The organism is Thermogutta terrifontis (assembly GCF_002277955.1).
Taxonomy (GTDB): Bacteria; Planctomycetota; Planctomycetia; order Pirellulales; family Thermoguttaceae; genus Thermogutta; species Thermogutta terrifontis.
Genome location: NZ_CP018477.1, coordinates 3,236,961 through 3,256,377, shown reverse-complemented (window position 1 = coordinate 3,256,377; position 19,417 = coordinate 3,236,961). Strand labels below are relative to the sequence as shown.

General features: G+C 57.6%; 11 protein-coding genes. 8 read left to right on the top strand and 3 right to left on the bottom strand.

What is annotated here, in order from left to right; genetic code table 11:
- Position 1: 1 nt before the first annotated feature.
- Positions 2-667, bottom strand: coding sequence for a class I SAM-dependent methyltransferase (locus THTE_RS12075; RefSeq protein ID WP_095416880.1), 666 nt, complete (start codon positions 665-667; stop codon positions 2-4).
- A 99-nt stretch (positions 668-766) separates the two neighbouring features.
- The gene (locus THTE_RS12070; protein ID WP_095415676.1) at positions 767-2,047 is read right to left on the bottom strand and encodes a DUF6786 family protein; all 1,281 of its coding nucleotides are present in this window, start codon (positions 2,045-2,047) and stop codon (positions 767-769) included.
- Between the two features lie 341 nt (positions 2,048-2,388).
- Here THTE_RS12070 and THTE_RS12065 point away from each other — a divergent pair, with 341 nt between their 5' ends.
- The 6 genes from THTE_RS12065 to THTE_RS12040 all read left to right on the top strand — a co-directional run bounded on the left by THTE_RS12065 (position 2,389) and on the right by THTE_RS12040 (position 13,024).
- Positions 2,389-3,855 (top strand): sulfatase family protein, encoded by a 1,467-nt coding sequence (locus THTE_RS12065; protein WP_095415675.1) that lies wholly within the window; start codon positions 2,389-2,391, stop codon positions 3,853-3,855.
- Positions 3,856-3,995: 140 nt separating this feature from the next.
- On the top strand, positions 3,996-5,189 hold the full coding sequence (locus THTE_RS12060; protein ID WP_207651705.1) for an iron-containing alcohol dehydrogenase: 1,194 nt from the start codon (positions 3,996-3,998) through the stop codon (positions 5,187-5,189).
- Positions 5,190-5,564: 375 nt separating this feature from the next.
- Positions 5,565-7,331, top strand: a complete 1,767-nt coding sequence (locus THTE_RS12055) for a sodium:proton antiporter (RefSeq protein ID WP_207651704.1) — start codon at positions 5,565-5,567, stop codon at positions 7,329-7,331.
- Positions 7,332-7,576: 245 nt separating this feature from the next.
- Positions 7,577-8,995: a HEAT repeat domain-containing protein gene (locus THTE_RS12050; protein ID WP_095415674.1), complete on the top strand. Its 1,419-nt coding sequence runs from the start codon at positions 7,577-7,579 to the stop codon at positions 8,993-8,995.
- A 114-nt stretch (positions 8,996-9,109) separates the two neighbouring features.
- A complete protein-coding gene (locus THTE_RS12045) occupies positions 9,110-10,501 on the top strand; it encodes a 3-hydroxyacyl-CoA dehydrogenase (RefSeq protein ID WP_095415673.1) in 1,392 nt (463 codons plus the stop codon).
- A gap of 186 nt (positions 10,502-10,687) precedes the next feature.
- The gene (locus THTE_RS12040; RefSeq protein ID WP_095415672.1) at positions 10,688-13,024 is read left to right on the top strand and encodes a glycosyl hydrolase; all 2,337 of its coding nucleotides are present in this window, start codon (positions 10,688-10,690) and stop codon (positions 13,022-13,024) included.
- 223 nt (positions 13,025-13,247) lie between these two features.
- Here THTE_RS12040 and THTE_RS12035 read toward each other — a convergent pair whose 3' ends face one another.
- Positions 13,248-14,486, bottom strand: coding sequence for a putative sugar nucleotidyl transferase (locus tag THTE_RS12035; protein WP_095415671.1), 1,239 nt, complete (start codon positions 14,484-14,486; stop codon positions 13,248-13,250).
- 405 nt (positions 14,487-14,891) lie between these two features.
- Between THTE_RS12035 and THTE_RS12030 the strand changes: the two genes are divergently transcribed.
- Complete coding sequence (locus THTE_RS12030) at positions 14,892-17,519, top strand: hypothetical protein (RefSeq protein ID WP_095415670.1); 2,628 nt, start codon at positions 14,892-14,894, stop codon at positions 17,517-17,519.
- A gap of 214 nt (positions 17,520-17,733) precedes the next feature.
- Complete coding sequence (locus tag THTE_RS12025) at positions 17,734-19,062, top strand: ribonuclease D (protein WP_095415669.1); 1,329 nt, start codon at positions 17,734-17,736, stop codon at positions 19,060-19,062.
- Positions 19,063-19,417: the final 355 nt, after the last annotated feature.

The window sequence follows — 19,417 nt, the reverse complement described above, 5'->3', positions numbered from 1 at the left end:
TTTACGAACGTGGTTTCCGAGCGCACCACGTCCAGTGGCGGTCGCTGGTCATACGAACCGACGTCGGCGGATAGCCCAGGCGAGTGACAAGCTCGGCCATCTCTTCCACCGTCAAGGCCGCCCGAAGGGAATCGGCGAACATCTGCTGCTGATGAGCGTTGGCATCCCCGGCGTACTGCATGACCAGTTGCTGCAACCGTTGTTCGTCCTCTGGCCGTGCCAGATCTCGGAAGAACAGGAGTCCTCCCGGAGCGGTGATGCGGTGAGCTTCCACGATCCCTTGCCACGGGTCAGGCAGATGATGAATGAGGCTGTTGGACATGACCAGCGTGAAAGCTCCATCAGCAAATGGCAGCCGCTTGGCATCCGCCCGAACGAGAAGAATTTTATCGAGCAGGCCGAGCTCACGGAGATGTTCCCGAGCCACCAGCAGCATATGCCGAGAGTACTCGACCGCCACCACCTGGAATTGCCGATTCCGCCGGAGTAGCTCAATTGGTATCAGGGCCGTGCCCGTGCCCAAATCCGCGACTTTTCCGGGGGAAGCTCCCGCGGCAAGAAAGTCGGCCACAAATACCCGGTTCACCTCGGAATGGTCCATGGAATCGTAATCCAGGGCCTCTTCGAGGGTGTCCATCACTTCCGGTTCAAGGACCCGACTCAACATGGCAGTCCCGTAGCACACAGAGTACAAAAAGGGGACCGACAGATGCACCGCCGGCCCCCGGCTCCTTTTACCCAATTCGCTCCTCTTCAGAGCCAAGTGTCATTCGCTGAACATCGTCTTGCGGACGGTGTCCAGATCCACTCCCAGGACTTTCTTCGCAATCGATTTGAGCGTCTCGTAATCTCCCTGGATATGGACCGTCCGATGGGCGTGCTCCAGGGTCTCGCCGTGCTTGAGCTCTTTGGCCGGCGAAAGCGATTCAATTTCATAGAAGGGTCCCAGCCCTGGCTTGTCCGGGCCGGCTGGTCCGTCGTTATAACTGTTGGCCACGTCGCCCACATATGGCTCAGCCTGGGGTAATTCCCACATGTTGTTCATGTAAAGATGCTGAGTGGGGTCTTCCGGCATTGTGAAATGCACCAGCGTAAGCACATTGTGGACGAAGTCCATCGAACCTGCCACATTCCGTGCCCGCTTCTGGGACGTCCCGATTTTCGACCGGTAGTTGCCGTCGGCGAGGAAGAGAATGGCTTCCGGTAAAATCTTGAGGCGTTCTGGAGGGATCGGGCCGAAGTAATCGGATTTCACCACCGGGCCGAGTGTGGCCTCATCTCCCGGCCGGTACGGCACAATGACCACCGTCTTCGGTCCGGCATTGAACATTCCCAGAATCCAGATTGAGACGAGCCCCTTCTCTTTTTGCATCGGCTCGCCGAGATTCACAACGCGGTTGATTGTCTCGTAGCCCACAAGTTTCACCTTTCGCGAAGTCAGGTCCTGGGCCGCATCGCCGAACAGCCGCTGCAGGTCGGCCGATGTGAGCAACCTCACGTCTCGCGTCACCTCCAGCTTAAACTCCGTTCCCGAGGCGTTGACGAGTTCCATGCGGCGGCGCATGCGGTAGAACGGGTCGCGGGGTCGACTGATCATCTCCCATGCACCTTCGTTGAGCGCCGGAGGTGTGAACCAGTTATCGAGATTCTGCTCTGCTCCCTTTTTGAACCACAGAGAGAATTGACCGCCTTCCGGCGAAAGCCAAAACCGATCTTCACCACCGTAATTGTTAAAATGCGGGTTCGGCTTGCCAGCATCGATGAAATCCTTGTTGATAAACCCGAAGCTCAAACCATGCAGGCCGTCACAGGTGGAGGTCATGACGCGGCCCTGCCATTCCGGACAGATCAGCACGCGGGCGCCATGCTCGTCCAGCAATTCGTAGATTTTCGTGTGCCTGGCAAGGTACTGCCGTGCTTCCCCGTAACTCATGGCTTTTCCCTTCCCATCTTCGGCCCAAGCCATCCCGGCCACCAGAAGTAGCGCGATCCCAGTTCCCAGTGTGAAAAACACCCTCAGGCTGCAACTCCTCATGCCGCTCACCATCGCATCACCTCCACACCAAAGGAGCCAGTCCACGGACAAGCCATTGCTAACGACTCATTTCAAAGTCAAAATGATGCCATCGCATGTTGTTACTTGATCACTTCCCACTATTGTGACGGCGAAACCCCTGCGCGTCGAGTCACCATAGACCGATCATCCTGTTCCACCGGACATGCCCCTGGAGCGCGATCGAGCGACCAGCAAACTCGGTCGGCGTGCGATCGAGTCTGCTGGGCAATATTAAAGTGGGAAAGTCACAAACCGTTTCCGGGTAGTCACCCGATGCACCGCGACGCATTCCTTGGGGCGTAGCGCGTTTTTGGAACTTGAGGAGGTTTCCAATGCAAAGAGGTCGAACCGAGTTCTCTTTTCCAGCACACGAATTCTCAAAGCGGTGGAAAACCGTCCCGGTGAGGACGTGCCTAACCCTGCTATCTATCCTGATAGCGATGCTTTTCTGGTTGCCGACCATGCAAGCGGAAGAGATCGGCAACAAACTGCAGAATCCAACCACTCGACCGAAAAACCTGCTCGTGCTGTTTTCCGATGATCAGCGATTCGACACCATCCACGCCCTGGGTAATCAAGAAATCCGTACCCCCAATCTTGACCGGCTTGCCCGTGAGGGGTTCGTGTTCACTCATACTTTTATCATGGGAAGCATGCAGGGGGCGGTGTGCGTGCCGAGCCGAGCCATGTTTCTTAGTGGCAGAACCTTGTGGCATGTTCCGGAGAATCTTGCCGGTGTCCCCACGTGGCCGCAGGTCTTTCGTGAACACGGATTCACCACTTTCGTCACCGGAAAATGGCACAATGGCCGGGAATCTCTGGCGCGAAGTTTCGACATGGGCAAGGCGATCTTCTTCGGTGGAATGAACGACCATTTCCGAATGCCGGTCTTCGATTTTGATCCCACGGGAAAATATCCCCAGGCCAACCGGAAGGTTGTGGAAAAGTTTTCCAGCGAGTTGTTCGCCGATGCCTGTATTGACTTTCTCAAGAGTTATCAGGGCGACAAGCCGTTTTTCGCCTACGTGGCCTTTACGGCACCCCACGACCCACGCACTCCGCCTGAACCGTATCGTCAGATGTACGATCCCGCTGACGTCTCTTTGCCGCCCAACTTTCTCCCGGAACATCCCTTCGACAACGGCGAACTACGGGTGAGAGACGAGCTTCTTGCATCGTTCCCGCGGAATCCGGAGGATATCCGCCGCCACATTGCTGAGTACTACGCCATGATTACGCACCTTGACGCCCAAATTGGAAGGATCCTTGAGACGCTGCAGAATACAGGACATTTTCAGGACACGCTCATTGTGTTCGCTTCGGATAACGGTCTGGCCGTGGGACGGCATGGTCTGATGGGCAAACAAAACCTGTACGAACACAGCCAGCGGGTGCCGCTGATTTTTGCTGGACCCGGCATTCCAGTGGGCCAAAGCGATGCCCTGGTATATCTTTTTGACGTTTTTCCCACCGTGGCTGATATCTTCCAGATTCCTCTTCCAGACGGCGTGGAAGGCCAATCGCTTCTGCCGATTATGCGAAAAGAAAAACAGAAGGTTCGCGACGCCGTTTTCGGTGCCTATCGCGAATTCCAGCGTTCTGTGCGGACCGAGCGCTACAAGTACATCACCTACCATGTCAAGGATGAATTCCACGAGCAGCTCTTCGACATTCAGAACGATCCCTGGGAGATGAAAAACCTTGCCAACGACCCAGCGCATCGGGATGTCAAATCGCAGTTAAAAGAGCGGCTCTTGCAGCTTCAACAACAATTGGACGATCCGGTCCTGAAAGAATAAACTCCTTGCCGGTAAGAACGGTCGCGATTCCGCCGAGCGGCATCTGGGAATCATCTTTTGGTACAGTTGCCCGGAACGCAGGGGAATTATTTGGAGGAATTGGCCTCCACGCCATCGTGATACAGGATGCTAAGTAGCAAATGAAAGGTTTTTCCATCGCGCTTCAGCCGTATCAATTCGTGATGCCGCGGAAGATCATCTTCGGCTGGGGATGCCGCCAGCACCTGGCCGAGGAATTACCGCGGTGGGGGACAAGGGTGTTCGTGATTTGTGGTTCCCGCACCCTGGAAAGACAGGGCGTTCTGGACCATCTGCGGCGACTGCTGGAAAGAGCCGGAGTGACGTGGCAGTTCCTGACCACAATTTCCCGCGAGCCGCTGGTCTGTGACGTGGATGCGGTCACCGGACAGGTCCGCTCGATTGGGCTTCGACCGGGTGACATGTTACTGGCGGTCGGTGGTGGATCGGCCATCGATCTCGCCAAAGCGGTTGCAGCAATGGCCACGAATTCCCAGGGGGAGTCGGTCCAGGACTACCTGGAAAACGTGGGGCGGGGACTCAAGCTGACACAACCACCGCTCCCCGTGGTGGCTGTTCCCACCACGGCAGGAACGGGAACGGAAGCCACACGCAATGCTGTCATTTCGTCCCTGGATCCTCCCTTTAAGAAGAGCCTGCGGGATGATCGGGTTGTGCCGCTGGTTGCGGTGGTTGATCCCGAGCTGACCGTAACGCAGCCGCCGCATGTTACGGCCAGTTCCGGGATGGACGCCATTACCCAACTGGTTGAAAGTTTTATTTCCAATCGTCGCAAGCCCATCCCCCAAATGCTCGCCCCCGAAGGTCTTCGTCTGGCGCTCAAGTGGCTGACAACCGCGTATCGAGAACCTGATCACCGAGAAGCTCGTGAAGCCATGGCCCAGGCTGCCCTGCTCTCAGGAATCTGCCTGGCCAATGCGGGGCTGGGGATGGCTCACGGAATCGCGGCAGCGTTAGGGGTGGTGGCGGGGATCCCGCACGGATTGGCCTGTGCGATGATGCTCCCGGCGGCCCTTCGTGCCAATCGCACCGTTGTCGGCCGGGAGCTCGCTTATCTCACTCGGCATGCCCTGGAGAAAGATTTCCCTAACGACGATGCGGCGGTTGATGCGTTGATCGAGGCCGTGGAGCAGTTGCGAGCGGATCTGCATCTCCCTCAAAAACTTCGCGAAATCGGGGTCAGTCAAGAGATGATCCCAAAAATTGCCGCGGGTTCCTTCGGTACAAGCATGAGTGGCAATCCGCGACCGATGACCCAGGGAGAGATCGAGGATATTTTGTGCAGTTTGTATTAATTTTGCGGCCACTGCGGTTTGTTTTCTATTCCTAAAGCTACTCCTCCAATTGATTTCCCCACTTTGACGGTATATCTCGTCATCTACTGATGGGTCACCGGGCCGTTGTGTCGCACCGCAGGTCACTCGGGAAACGCCGGACCTCGGCAGCGAACAAAATTGGTCCTATATTTGTATGAATCATTTCAAAGCTAGCCGTCTGCTTACAGGGGATGAGCTGTCCGCGACCGGCATCTGCAGCGAAGTCCGCGGTTTTGCGGATGAATCACGAATGCAACGGCGCCAGTCGGTCGGTCGACGCGTTTAACAGGCCACCAGTCGCCGAAACCCTGAAAGGACCCTTTGGGAGGAAACAAACAGACAAAGGACGGGTGTATGTCGCACGATCATCCTGTGTCACCAGAAACCAATCGTCGTGTCGTTGCGGCCTTGTGCGTGGTATTTGTCCTGTACGCCCTTGCCCTGATAGCGGGCTGGCCGCAAGCCGCCACCCGAAAGATCGTTGAAGCCGAGAAGCACGCCCAGGCCCAGGCCGCGGCACGACAGGCGGAATCGGCCGCTTCTCACGACGAAGCGACTCATGGAGATCCGGCGAAGGGCAAAGCTGCGCGAGGCGAGTCTGCCCGAGGAAATCTCCCAGCTTCGGAAGCAACCCAGCCGCAAAGTTCCGAGGAAAAGCCGTCCTTGGAGCATAAAAAAGAGAATGGAGCGACTGGCGAGGGTGGGCAAGGCGGGGAGGCTGAGCACGGGGAGGCGCACGCCGTGTTGGGGCATCCCCCGCTGTGGATGGTCAGCCCGTTTGTGGCTCTTCTATTGATCATTGCGGTTTTCCCCCTTTTACCCTGGACGGAACACTGGTGGGAGAGCAATCTCCACCGTTTCTATGTGGCAGCAGTTTTGGCGTTGGTCACACTGGCCTACTACCTGTTCGTTTATGAGCAGCCGGTCGAGGGACACTGGCCTGCCCATTATATCAGCCAGCCGAATACCGCCGGTCCCAACTGGGGCAATACCTTTGCTGTCTTCGCCAACGCAATTTTCAGCGAGTACATTCCCTTCATTGTGCTGCTTTTCAGCCTTTACACGATCAGTGGGGGAATTCGCATCGAAGGCGACCTGCGTGCGAAACCGATCACCAACGTGATCATCATGTTCATTGGCGGCGTGCTGGCCAGCTTCGTGGGGACGACAGGGGCCGCCATGCTCCTCATCCGTCTTCTGCTTGACACAAATAGCGAACGAAAACACGTGGCACACACGGTGGTGTTCTTCATCTTTATCGTGTGCAACTGTGGGGGATGTTTGCTCCCGATCGGCGATCCGCCGCTGTTCCTCGGATATCTGCGTGGGGTACCGTTCCTCTGGACTCTCCAATTGTGGAAAGAGTGGGCCTTTGTCAACATCGGTCTATTGATCATTTACTTCCTGTGGGATACGTTCTACTTCTATCCCCGTGAAGAGAAACGGGATATTCGTCGGGACACAACGCAGGTTCGACGTCTCCAGATTCGCGGATTATGGCCCAATCTGCCCCTGCTGGTCGGTGTGGTGCTGGGAGTAGCCCTTCTGGATCCCAGCAAGCCTTTCCCGGGAACCAACATTCACCCGCCGTTATATCTTCGGGAAGTGGTCCAACTGGCCATGGTGGCTCTGTCGCTGATGTTTGGTGACCACGAGAATCGGGTGGCCAATCGGTTCAACTACGGGGCCATTGTGGAAGTGGCGGCCCTGTTCTTCGGTATATTCATCACCATGCAGCCGCCTCTGCAAATCCTGCATGTGGAAGGTCCCCGATTGGGGCTGACGGAACCTGCGCAATTCTTCTGGGCCACCGGGGCACTCTCCTCATTCCTGGACAATGCCCCGACTTATGTGGTGTTTTTTGAAACCGCTCGAACATTGGGCGGAGAAAATCTTGTGCCGCCTGGCACCGGTGTGGCTCACGATTTGCTCGTGGCCGTCAGTTTGGGAGCGGTCTTCATGGGCGCCAACACATACATCGGAAATGGCCCCAATTTCATGGTTCGTGCCATCGCCGAAAAACGCGGCATCAAGATGCCGAGCTTTTTCGGTTACATGCTCTACAGCGGGTGTATCCTAATACCGCTATTCATTCTGGTCACGTTCATTTTCCTAATGTGATCGTGTTTTCAATCAGATCAGCTCAGAAGACGGCCGGGACGAATTCCCACTTCGTCTCGGCCGTTTTGTTTTTTCCGGGGACAGAATCGCATTCCTTGCCGAGGGGGCACTTCATCGTCGGTTTTGCCGAGGGACCCGGCAGGACTCCCGGTCGCTTGACACTCGAAACAGCCGTTGAGTACGCTGGAACATAGCCGGGGTATATCCGCAAATCGCGGCAAGCACAGTTTAATCGGGATAGGCAGATGAACAGAAAACCGTCTTCTCGGATCCGTCCGCGTGTGGTCTTCTCGTTGTGCATCCTGGGTGCTGTCAGCCTGGGGGTACTTCTTGCCGAATGGACAGGTGCTCAGCCGCCGGGTTCGGCACCTCCGTTAACGCAGCCTGGCAGTCCGCCACCCACCATTCCCGGCTTGCCCGGAATCCCGGGTTTGCCAGGCACGGCTCCCCAACAGCCAGAGGAAAAACCGGTCCCCCCGACTATCCCGAATTATCTCGAGCTTTCTACCGATGATAGCCTGGCGAAGCAGGCGGCCACCGTGCAACGAATGCTCCGGGAGGGAAACTTTTCCGCGGTGGCCAATGGCCAGCAGCTTTTTCAGGATTATTACGAAAAGTACTTTTTCCCAAGTTGGACCAAGGCAAGCAATCGGTCGCGACTCCAGCAGCTACGGTCGCAGCTTATTGTGAGCGATCTGGGCAATGCGGCACGGGGCGGTGGGCCTCCGCGTGACCTCCTCCTGCAGATCGCGTTCCGTACGTTGAGCGACTTCGCTCAGAATAATCAGCTCGATCCCGCCGTCCGTGTCAGTGCAGTGCTGGCCATTGGTGAACTGAATGAGCGGGAGCGTCCCACGGGTGGTGGCATGCAACCTCCCACGCCGCTCCCCGCCGCGCTGCCATTTTTGCTTACCCTCGTTCAGGACACCAATCAGCCCGATGCCCTGCGGCTGGCGGCACTTGTGGGCCTGGAACGCCACTGTGCCTGTGGCATTCCGGATGCCAACATGCGGGACCAGCAGGTCATTCCTCTGCTGCGGAAGCTGGCTGGGGATAAAAACGCGCCCCCAAACCGTGATCCTCAGATTCACGAATGGTTTCGAGTTCGCGCCATCGACGTCCTCGCGGCCACACGACAAGCCGGTGCCAATGGTGAAAATGTGACGTTCCTGGTCGGTTTCGTCAGTGACGAGAACGAGGCGCCGGCGGTGCGATTGGCAGCGGCATCCGCACTGGGAAATCTTGATTACTCGCAGGTCCAGGGTGTTTCGCCACTGGCGGTGGTGCAGAGCTTGGGAAAGATGGTGCTCGACCTGTGTGTGGCGGACATCCAATCCGCCAGCCAAAGTGGTTCCTTGGAGAATCTCAAAGCTCGAAAGATTGCGCGTTATGTGGGGTGTGCGCAACAGGGCATTCGAGGTGTGCGGAGTATGTTGACGGGCAAGCCGGAGGATCAGCTCGTGGGCAAATTCAACACGGCCCTTGACGGTATCACGAAGGCCCTCAACGATTCTGCCAGTGCCCGGAATCCAGCGAGCGAGCTTGTCCGGCTTCTGCCCCCCGCGCTCAATACGCTGAATACAGCTCTCCAATCACTGGCGGCGAGCGCCGGTGGAAGCGGCACCGCACCTCCGGCGGGCGCACCCAATCAACCCGCCTCGTGACAGCGTCACCGAACCTCGATGAGGGCTTGCTCGCGATCTTGATCGGACTCCCCGCAAACTGTCTCGTTTTTTTTTGAATGATGAAGCATTTCAGAAAAAGGAAATGCCTTCACAATGACTCTTCCCGTAATCGATCCGGAGGCGGCCACAAGATATTTAGCGTCGAGTGTCCGGCTGTGCTTGCAACGGGCGATTCGTGAGGCGGGGGAACCAACAGACCTCATTGGCCAGATTCCGGAAACATTCAGTCCAGAAAGTCTCGCCTCTGTCCTTGAGTGTGTGGCTCAGAACACCCCGACGCCATTCTCGCGCGTCGGCATTGTGGGTGCTGGCCTGATGGGCATCAGCATAGCCGCGTGCCATCTGCGCCGGGGATGCGAGGTGGTTCTCTTTGATAATGCCCCCGAGGCACTGGCCACCGCACCGCAGCGCGTTCGCCATGAACTGGAGTTTCAAATAAGAGATGCGAGCCAGATTTCCGCTTTTCTCTCACATCTTCATTGCGCATCGGATTTGCACCACCTGGCCGATTGCGCGTGCGTCATCGAGGCCGTGCCCGAGAATCTTCCCCTCAAACAGGCGATCTTTAAGCAACTGGAAGATTTGGTACCACCGGACCGTGTTTTTCTCACGAACACGTCCACGATTCCGGTGGGTCGTCTGGCGAAAGAGCTCCGCGGGCCTCAGCGCTTGATGGGGTTGCATTTTCTGCATCCGGTTCGCGAGCGCCCCGTGGTAGAAGTCATTGGCCACAGGCAGACGGAGCCTTTGCTTGCGGTCTCTGTCATGCGACAGGCGCTGGCACTGGGGAAACTTCCGCTGACGGTTTCCGATTCTCCCGGGTTTGTCGTCAACCGACTGCTTTTCGCGTACCTCGACGAAGCCCTCCGATCACTTGCCGACGGTGCCGGAATTCCAGCTCTCGATGAATCTGCCCTCCGCGTGGGCTTTGCAATGGGACCGTTGCGGATCATGGACGAAATCGGGCTCGACACAGTTTGGGCAGCCGGCAGGATTCTCTGGGAGGCGTTTCCCGATCGGATTCAAGCTTCCCCCATCCTCGTGACGTTGCTCAAGCATAAGCGATTGGGAAGAAAAACGGGCCGGGGATTCTATCAGTACAGTGACGTCACTTCCTGGACCGCCAGCCCCGAGACGGACTCCACCGTGGAAAAACTCCTGGCGCCGTGGGTGACGACCCCGTCCACAAGCGTGACGGAACAAATGAGCGAACGCCTCCTGGCTGCCATGGTGGGGGAAGCATTGTCGCTTGTTCAAGAGGGCGTTGTTAAGGAGTGGCCCATGATCGACGTGGCAGCCGTGTGCGGTTTGGGCTTTCCCGCGAGGTACGGCGGGCCGGTCTATCTGGCGGTCTCGCAGGATCCCACAGCGGGCCTGGCGTGGATGGCGGAATGCCTTTCTCACACACTGCCCGATTCTAAGCTCAGGAAGTTTGCGGCACTGGTGGCGTCGCTACGAGAGCACGTGAGCATTCCACCCCCATGAGTCGGCAGTTTAGGCCAAACGGTTTGAAAATAACGTTTCCGTGTCTATCATCCCGATGTTTTTTCGATCAAATCGTGTGCTCCGGGGTATTCACACGGTCTGCACGGAAATAAATTGAGGAACGAGAGGCTGCATAAACGAAGCGGATGTGTGACCCCATTGGTTGGATGAAAGAGTCTCGTCGCAATGATCCTAAAGATCGGTACTCAACGAACCGCGACCAATCGAAACGTGCTCCCAGAAAAAGTCGCCTTCGCCGGTCTCGTTCTGTTTCTCGTGCTGCCTGCCGAGCCTTCCGTGCTGGCGAGTGAACTGCCCGCGATGCCATCCGTTGAGCGTGTGGGAGCGGGGAGCTACGCACGAGTGGCCCCGGCCGGTGCGCGGCGGCCTCCGGAGACTGTCTATGTGGTAGATACGCTACGTCCACCGTTTCCCACCAATCAATGGTGGAGCAGTGTTCTGTGGATGCCACTTTCCGAAGCTCAATATCCTCATCCTCTGGCAGTGCGCGCGGAGAAAACCGGTTTGCGGGTGTTTTATCCCGGACCGCACCTCATGGTGACGCCCAGAAGTATTCTCGCCAGCATGCCCAACAATTCCGCGGATTTGACGATTGGCCATTCCAACGTTGCGGCATTCGATGAAGCGCGTGTGGAAGCCTACAGTGACTGGTTTGTCACCGTGCGATTCGGTGATCTCAAAAAGGGTATGAGTCTGACCTATGGGCATGGATCTCCGTTCGTGTATGCCCAGTATCGTGGCGGCGCAGCGCGCATCGTATTCGCACAAAAACCCGAAATCTGGGCGGGCAGCCTCGCGCAACACGCGGTTGCGGTGAGTGTAAACGGCAAGCATTATGCCCTGTTTGGACCACGGGGTTCAAAATGGACAGCGGTCGATGAGAAGACCTGGGTCAATCTTGCGGATCAAAGCCCGCGATTTTCGCTCGCACTTTTGCCGGAAAGATCCGAAAAAGTGTTCGCCCTATTTTCCCGGTATGCGCACTCTCATGTGATGGGAACAGAGGTGCACTGGAAGTACGATCCGGCCACGAGTTCCGTTGTCACCACTTTCAACTACACAACGGTGGAATACGAAGGCTCGGCACCGGGCACGCTCTTTGCCCTGTATCCCCATCAGTGGAAAAACACCGACGCGAAGATTCTCCCCTACGAATATGAGTCGGTCCGCGGAACGATGAAGCTTGCCGAGGGGCAATCGTTCACCGTCCGGATGACTTTTCCCGGTGTACTGCCTGTTCTGCCGGCCACGGCAAGCTGGGATCGAACGGTTGTCGATCGATATCTGGAAGAAGATTGCACCAAAACACGAGGGGCTCCCGGGGACACGTATTGGGAAGGCAAATGGCTGGGAAGACAGGCCACGCTGGCTGCCCTGGCAGCGGAAAACGGCAATCACGCGGTCCAGCGAGAACTTCTCCGGCAAATCCAGCAACGTCTTGAAGCCTGGTTCACTGCGGTCGGCGACAACGGCCGTCTCAAATCAACGGGACTGTTCTATTACGATGACCGATGGGGTACGCTCATCGGGTATCCGGCCGCCTACGGGAGCGATACGGAGCTGAACGACCACCATTTTCACTACGGTTATTTTCTCCGGGCGGCCGCTGAAATTGTGCGATACGATCCGCAGTGGGCTGATCCTGCGCGATGGGGTGGCCTGTTGCAGATGGTGGTCGACGACATCGCGTGCAGCCGGCGCGGTGACCCGCGGTTCCCGTTTCTGCGATGCTTTGATGTGTACGCCGGCCATAGCTGGGCCAGCGGTCATGCCCGGTTCGCAGATGGCAACAACCAGGAGTCCTCCTCCGAAGCCATGAACGCCTGGTGTGCCCTGATTCTATTGGGGGAAGCGACCGGTAACACCGCCCTCCGGGATCTTGGAATTTATCTTTACACGAGCGAATTGTACGCCATCAACGAATACTGGTTTGACGTGTCCGGTGACAATCGGCCCGCATCTTTTCCTGAACCCGTGGTGGGGATAATTTGGGGTGGCAAGGCAGACTATGCGACGTGGTTCTCTGCCAGGCCTGAGGCCATCCACGGAATCAACTGGTTGCCTTTTCACGGTGGATCGCTCTACCTTGGGCTATACCCCGAATATGTACGCAAGAATTACGAAGCGCTCGTAGCCCATAAAGGTGGTCCCAGGTGGGATCAATGGGCCGACCTGATCTGGATGTACCGTGCACTCGACGATCCCCAGGACGCTCTTCGCCAATTCAACGCCGCAGCGGGGCGCTTTCAACCAGAGTCGGGAAACTCGAAGACCAACACCTACTGCTGGATCCACAGTCTGCTCGACATGGGTCGCGTGGATCGATCGGTGACCGCTGATCATCCCCTCTATGCTGTGTTTCGCAACGGAGAACATCGCACGTACGTCGCTTTCAACCTGCGTGCCGTCCCCGTGACGGTTCATTTCTCAGATGGAACACAGATCACTGTGCCTCCGGGTAAAGGCATGGCGGTCAAGCAGGTAACCAGGAACTACCCGTAATAAACCGGTGAAGTAGCTTCGGTCATACCGCAGGACCAGCAGGGTGGCAGACAAGCCTGCGATCGACTTACAGGCCAACGCGTTGTCGCTATGAGGTGCGGCAACGTGCTATCGGAGAAAAAGGGCGCGTCCCACAGGGGACAGGCACCGGCATATCGCCAGTGACCTGCACTGCGGTACCGAGCCAACACCTGCCGGTTTTTTCAGCGAGGAAAAACGGTTCTCAAAGCACGAGTGGGGCGTTAGCCAGACGCCGTTCGCCCTGCGTCAGCTCGTACATATCGCGGATGAGCTGGATATGGCACGGCCGTTGCGTCACATTCCTCCTTAAAAACATCCGCTGCTGGCCCGCGATGGCAACTTCCACGGGCAGTTCGGTCATCTGTCCAAAGAGCCGTGCGTAGTTGGTAAAACTGGGCACGTTGGTCGTCACGAATCCGTACACCATGCAGCACACGCCGATAACCTTGCCGGTAAAGATCCCGGTGTTGACGGCCGTCTTGGTGTAATCGCCGATGATACAGCCCATGAATTGCATTCCTGTGGGCACGCGCTTGCCGTTGTACTCCATAACCACGAGCCCGTACGTGTTTTTGAGATCACTGTTGCAGGTTCCGGCGCCCAGGTTGACCCAGCTTCCCAGATAACTATGGCCCAGAAAACCGTGGTGTTGCTTGTTGCTGTAGGGTTCCACGATGGACGCCTCCACTTCCCCACCCACCTTTGTCGTGTGTCCGAGGGCGACGTTGTCTTTGAGTGAGGCCTGTTCGATGAGTTTGGCGTTTTGGCCTACAAGGACCGGCCCCTGAAAGTGACAGAACGGTCCGACACGTGCACCGGATTCAATGACTACCGGTCCTGCCGTGCTATCCACACTCAGATAATCCCCAAGAACGACGTTGTCGGCGACGAAAAGGCCGTCTGACAACTGGCGATAATTTCCCCGAGCGATCTTGTCGGCGAGGTTCTCCCCCAGAATTTCCATATGGTATTTGACGACCTCGTGCGGATATTCGAACAGGACGAGGCGGCGGTCCAGAACCTCAACATGGTCCTCCGCACACTGTCGCACAAGAAACTCGGACAATGACTCGCGCGGTCGTGGCACGGGGGTGGAAAACGTCATGGCGGCAGCCGCCGTGTGATTATTCCAGCGGACAAGCACATTGCGCTGGTCTTCGACCAGTTCTTTGAGGATCGCCACGGCCCCAACGCTGGGAACGAGCCGAGCGTTGACGAACAGCCAGCGTCCTTCCCAGATTTCGGGTGGTGATGAAAGGCCAAAATCCAGTTGTGTAATTTCCCTCAAGTGTGGGCGGACGTCCCCGTAGATCGCTGCTTCGAACCGACGAATAAGCTCCACAAGTCGATAACCGCCGCACGAAATGGCAAACGCCGGGCGGCCTGTCGTGATGGGATAAAGTTGGGTGACAAGCTCATCCTCGAACAGAAGAATGTTCATATTCGGCCCTCCTTCCGCGGCCATGGGATTCACGCTGATCCAAGGGTGTGCTGCAGTGCGTTAACAGGAATCGCCTCCACCGTACCGACAGATGACGAACACCTTCCGCGGCCAGGGGGAAAACCCGCCTTATCGGCCCTTTTCAGTACCCTAGAACGCAGAGGGCAAATATGTCAAAGGCAATTTTGTTCCACAGTTATGAGAATTGTGGACTAACCCCCGAATTGCTACGAAACACCGTTGAAAAGTGGTACAATGGAAGGCGGTGCAGCGAGGATTGCCGGGCTTGATGCAGTCGTGCGGATTGTACCGAACGATTGGGGGAAAATACGTATCGGGCTGATTAGGTCAGGCGGTAGAAAAAGTGATCCGTCTGACTATCCCGGGGAACGGAGGGTGATCGTCATGAAGCTCATCACCGCGCGGAGTTGGGGAGTTTGGATCAGTCTTGTCCTGGGTATGTTGGGCCTGTCCGTCATCGGATGTAGCCGGGGTGGGGATACTACTGCCGCGACTTCTAGTTCCGGCCCACCCGTGGTCGCTCCGCCGCCGGCTCCCACGCCGCCTCCAAGTCCTCCCCAGCAACAGGCTCAGGAAGAAAAAAAGGAGGAGCTGCCCGAGGATGTAGGCCAATGGACTTTCGACGATTTCAAAAAGGCCCGACAAAAGCAGGACAAGCGACTCTTCGAGGCCGTCGATCGGTTGGTGGCCGATGCCACATCCGGCCAGCGCGAGGCCGAAGCTGTTGAAATTCTGAAGGCACTTATGGAAAAGCCTCCGGCAGCGAAGCCTGCATCGGGCGGGCCGTATGGTTCCGGTGGTCCTTATGGTTCCGGATCGCCATACGGTTCGGGCGGCCCGTATGGATCCGGAGCTCCGTATCCTCCCCCGGAAGAAGGTTACAGCAGTGGCCCACCCACGGCTGGCCCGCCGCCGGGAATGGGCCCTTCCGGTGCAACAGCCGCGAATCCTGGGTTTGATGTTGACGTCCTTAAAGCGGCAGCCACGGCTCTCGTCAAGCTGGGCACCTCCGCCGCAGTCGGCGTGATCAAGGATCTCCTGGATGCCAAGCTGGAAGTGGTGGACGATCGAGTGGGGGTTGAGACCACTCTTCGCGAGGTGGCCCAAAATCTTTCCAAACCGGTCTATGAAGACCTTGTGATCGAAGTCCTCACGCAGCCACCCCGACTTCCCAAGCAAGCAGCGGGCAGCGCACCGGGAGCATATCCCGGTGGATATGGTCCTCCTGCCGGGTACCCAGGTGTTTCCGGTCCACCACCTGGATATACCTCCGGTTATGGTTCCCCGGGAAGTGCTCCATCCTATGAAAGCTCCAGTGAGGAGTACTCTTCGAGCTACCCGCCAGAAGGATACCCAGGCTATCCCGGAGCGAGCGGCCCCGGCGGTCCGCAGCGCAAAATGACGGGAGATGAAATCCAGCGACTGCTCTTCGATCTCGTCAAGGATGTAATGACTGAAAAAATTCGGCTGGCTTTAGCGACGCACGTCCTGAGTCCCAATGCCCGCCCGGCCGATCGGCAACTCATGATGCCGGTCCTGACACAGCCTGTGCCGGAGAATCTCCCTGTCCTACTGGTGTTCCTGCAAAAAGGCAGTCCGCAAGATCCCACCGTGGGCTGGATTGTGGATGCGCTTACGGAACTCAACGCAGCCGTGTTTGCGGCGGTAATCGGTGCGGAAGATCCACAGGGGCTGGAAGACCTGGCACGGCTTGCGCAACAGATACCCGGGGCAAGGCCAATGGGGGGCCCGCCGGGCACACCGGTCGGCTATCCGGGGGCCGGTTATCCAGGCTATCCGGGATCGGGAGCCCCCGGTTATACCTCGGGTCCTCCGGGAGGATATCCAGGTTATCCACCATCTTCGCCAGAAGAATCATCGAGTTCCGCGCCGCCCGGTTATGGCTATCCGCCGGGCTTTCCAGGTGCCACTCCCGGTCAACCTGGTGCTCCACGGGGATCCGCTCAGTCGGTGCCGAAGCTGGTCAGCCAGGAACGGCGCTTGATGGTAAAAGGGTTGCCACGCGACATGGCGTTGAAGCTGGCCCCCAAACTCTGGACGCCCGATGCCGTGGCTCTGATCGAAGCACGTTTGCGGCAGGTCAATTCGCTCAAAGAGAGCGCTCGGGATATCTGTCTGGCAGCCACTTTCCCCATGAGCTCCGTTCGATTGAGACTCAGCGGGATCCTGAAGGCCAAGTTAGAAGAAGGTCCGGAACCTCTGGCAGCACTCGGCTTGGGCAATAATCTCGCCATTGATCCCGGCATGGTGGTTGTTGTGAAAAGCCTCCCGCGAGAGGAACCACCTCAACCCAATGTGAATCGACCCACGAGACCCCCACTGCGGCGCCCGCCTGTCCGCCCGGGATATCGGCCGGGACCGGGCTATTCCGGAGGACCGGAATCCGGCGAAGAATACGGCAGCGGGACGATGCCCCCTGGTCAGGCAGGCGTGGCCAGCACAGCAGCCCTGCCTGCCAAGGTGCGATGGATGCTAATGGCCGAGAACGTTGGACGCTCCGTCTGCCGGGAGCTGAAGCAGGCGGCCGATCGGCTCGCCACTGTGGATCCCGGTGCTCTGGAATCGGTTAGTCAGAAACGGCCGCCTGAATTTCAAGAGGCCCACCCCAATTGTGCCGTTGTCGCCGAGTATCACCTGGATTGGCCAAACTCACAACTCAAACAGGAACTCCCCGGCGTGCAATTCGATCCCATGCGCGTCCACTACATCCGGCTGGAAGGTCGCAGCACGCTGGCTGCCGTTTCAGGTTTCTATCGGCGGAAAATCCAGAGCATTACCCAGCGGGCGATCTCTGATGGGATATGGTTGGACGACGTGAGAACACTCACTGATGGCAAGCCCCGTCGGCAGTCGATCGATATCTTTGTGACCCATGACGCAGGAGAGGTGACCCCAACTGAAGAAATTGACCTCGTGGTGGAGCTGCTATCCGTGGAGATTCTGGCGCAGGACGTCGCCGCCTCGATTCCCGCCGTGGGAGCGGTTCGTTGATTGGAACGTGGTCGCAGTCGATGCAAACGTACCCGCGCGTTGCATTCACGGTTTGAATCCACAGGCCGTGGCTCAGGTGACTCAAATTGGGGCATCCCCGCGTTGGCAGGCCTCCTAGAGGGTGCGGTTGGAGCACTACGAACAGTAAACAGTGCGGGCGGTCTGATAGCGTTGCCCAGCAAGAACTGGAAAGTGACGAAAGAAAGGGTGCTCAGTGAATCGGGAGTCCGCAACTGGTGGAGAAGATCGTCACCCTGTTCGCCGCATAGCCGCCGTCAATGACTTCGAGATTTTCTGTCGAGAACTGCGGGAGCGACCTCGGCTCGCGCTGGATACAGAGTTTGTCGCCGAGGACAGCTATCAGCCCAACCTCTGCCTGATCCAGGTCGCCTTTGACGATGAACTGGTGGTGATCGATCCGTTCCCGCTGGGCTCCGTGCGACGATTCTGGGAGGCCATCGTGGAGGGGAACGTCGAGGTGGTCGTCCACGCGGGCCGAGTTGATCTTCAGTTCTGCTATAACGCCATCGGGCGGTTTCCTGATCGTGTTTTCGACGTGCAGATAGCCGCTGGTCTGACAGGGCTGGAGTATCCCGCCGGACTTGCCAACATTCTGCAGAAATATCTGGGGATTTCTGTAACCAAGCATGAAACGCGGACCGACTGGCGTCGCAGACCGCTGAGTGACAGACAGATCGAGTACGCCCTCAATGACGTCCGATATCTGCTACCCCTGAGGGATCGCCTGGAGGGCGAGCTTATCCGTCTCAATCGCCTGGAGTGGTTGAAGGAGGAAGTCCAGCGGCAGCAACAGATGGCGATTCAGGCTGAAGGGGAAGAGCGGTGGCGGCGGCTGACGGGTTATGGTGGGGTATCCCGCCGAGAATTGGCAATTCTCCGCGAGCTGTGGCACTGGCGGGAACAGGAGGCCGCCCGACGAAATGTTCCACCGCGTCGCGTATTACGGGATGATCTTTTGGTCGAGTTAGCACGACGAGCTTCCGGTGATCCCAAGCGAATCCTTGCCATTCGCGGGATGTCGCATCATGCGGTGCGCCACCTCGTGCCGATGATTTCCGCGTGCATCCGACAGGCGATTGCCCTACCGCCGGAAAAATGGCCACAGCTTCCCAATCGGCCTGGAGTTCAGCAGTCCCCCGTGGTTGGACAATTTCTCTATAGCGCCCTGGCAAGCCTGTGTTTGAAAAAACAAATTGCCGTGGGACTGGTGGGCGGGACCAACGATTTGCGAGACTGGCTGGCTTACTATCTCTCTGGCAGCACGGATGACTCCCCGCCAATTCTCGCCCAGGGATGGCGACGCGAACTGATCGGCGATACTTTGCAAATGCTGGTTACGGGACGCGCTGCTTTGCGAATCGCCGATCCGACGGCTGACAATCCCCTGGAACTCGTTTTTCTGCCACAACCCGAAGTTAAATCCCGTGAAATGGCTGACAGGCCATCGGACGCGCAGTTAACCGAAGGCTCCGACGACGTGACTGCCAGCTCCCACGGAGAATCCTGCGGGACGGTTGCTTGACCGAAGAACTGGCAGGTGGCTGACTCGTCCCCAGTTTTCGCGCCGCTAAGTTTATCTTTTGCACTTTGCGCCGCGAGATTGATGGGGTTTTCCAGGAGTGGGAACATTCTTTTTTCGCACCCCATCTCCCCAGGCGGTACAAAGAAATTGTGTGCTTTCACGCACGGACTACCATGTCAGCAGATCTTCCGCCTTTGCTTCGACAGCGGTCGAATTGAACGCTTCCCGACTGCGTCCGCGGGACAAAGCCTCCACGCCGACGATTTTCACCGGCCGTTCGGGGACTGCGTGCAGCCGGTTCCGGTGCACCCTTCCCGCTTCTCGGTGGCTTCTCTCTTGACGGCGAGGAAAAGGA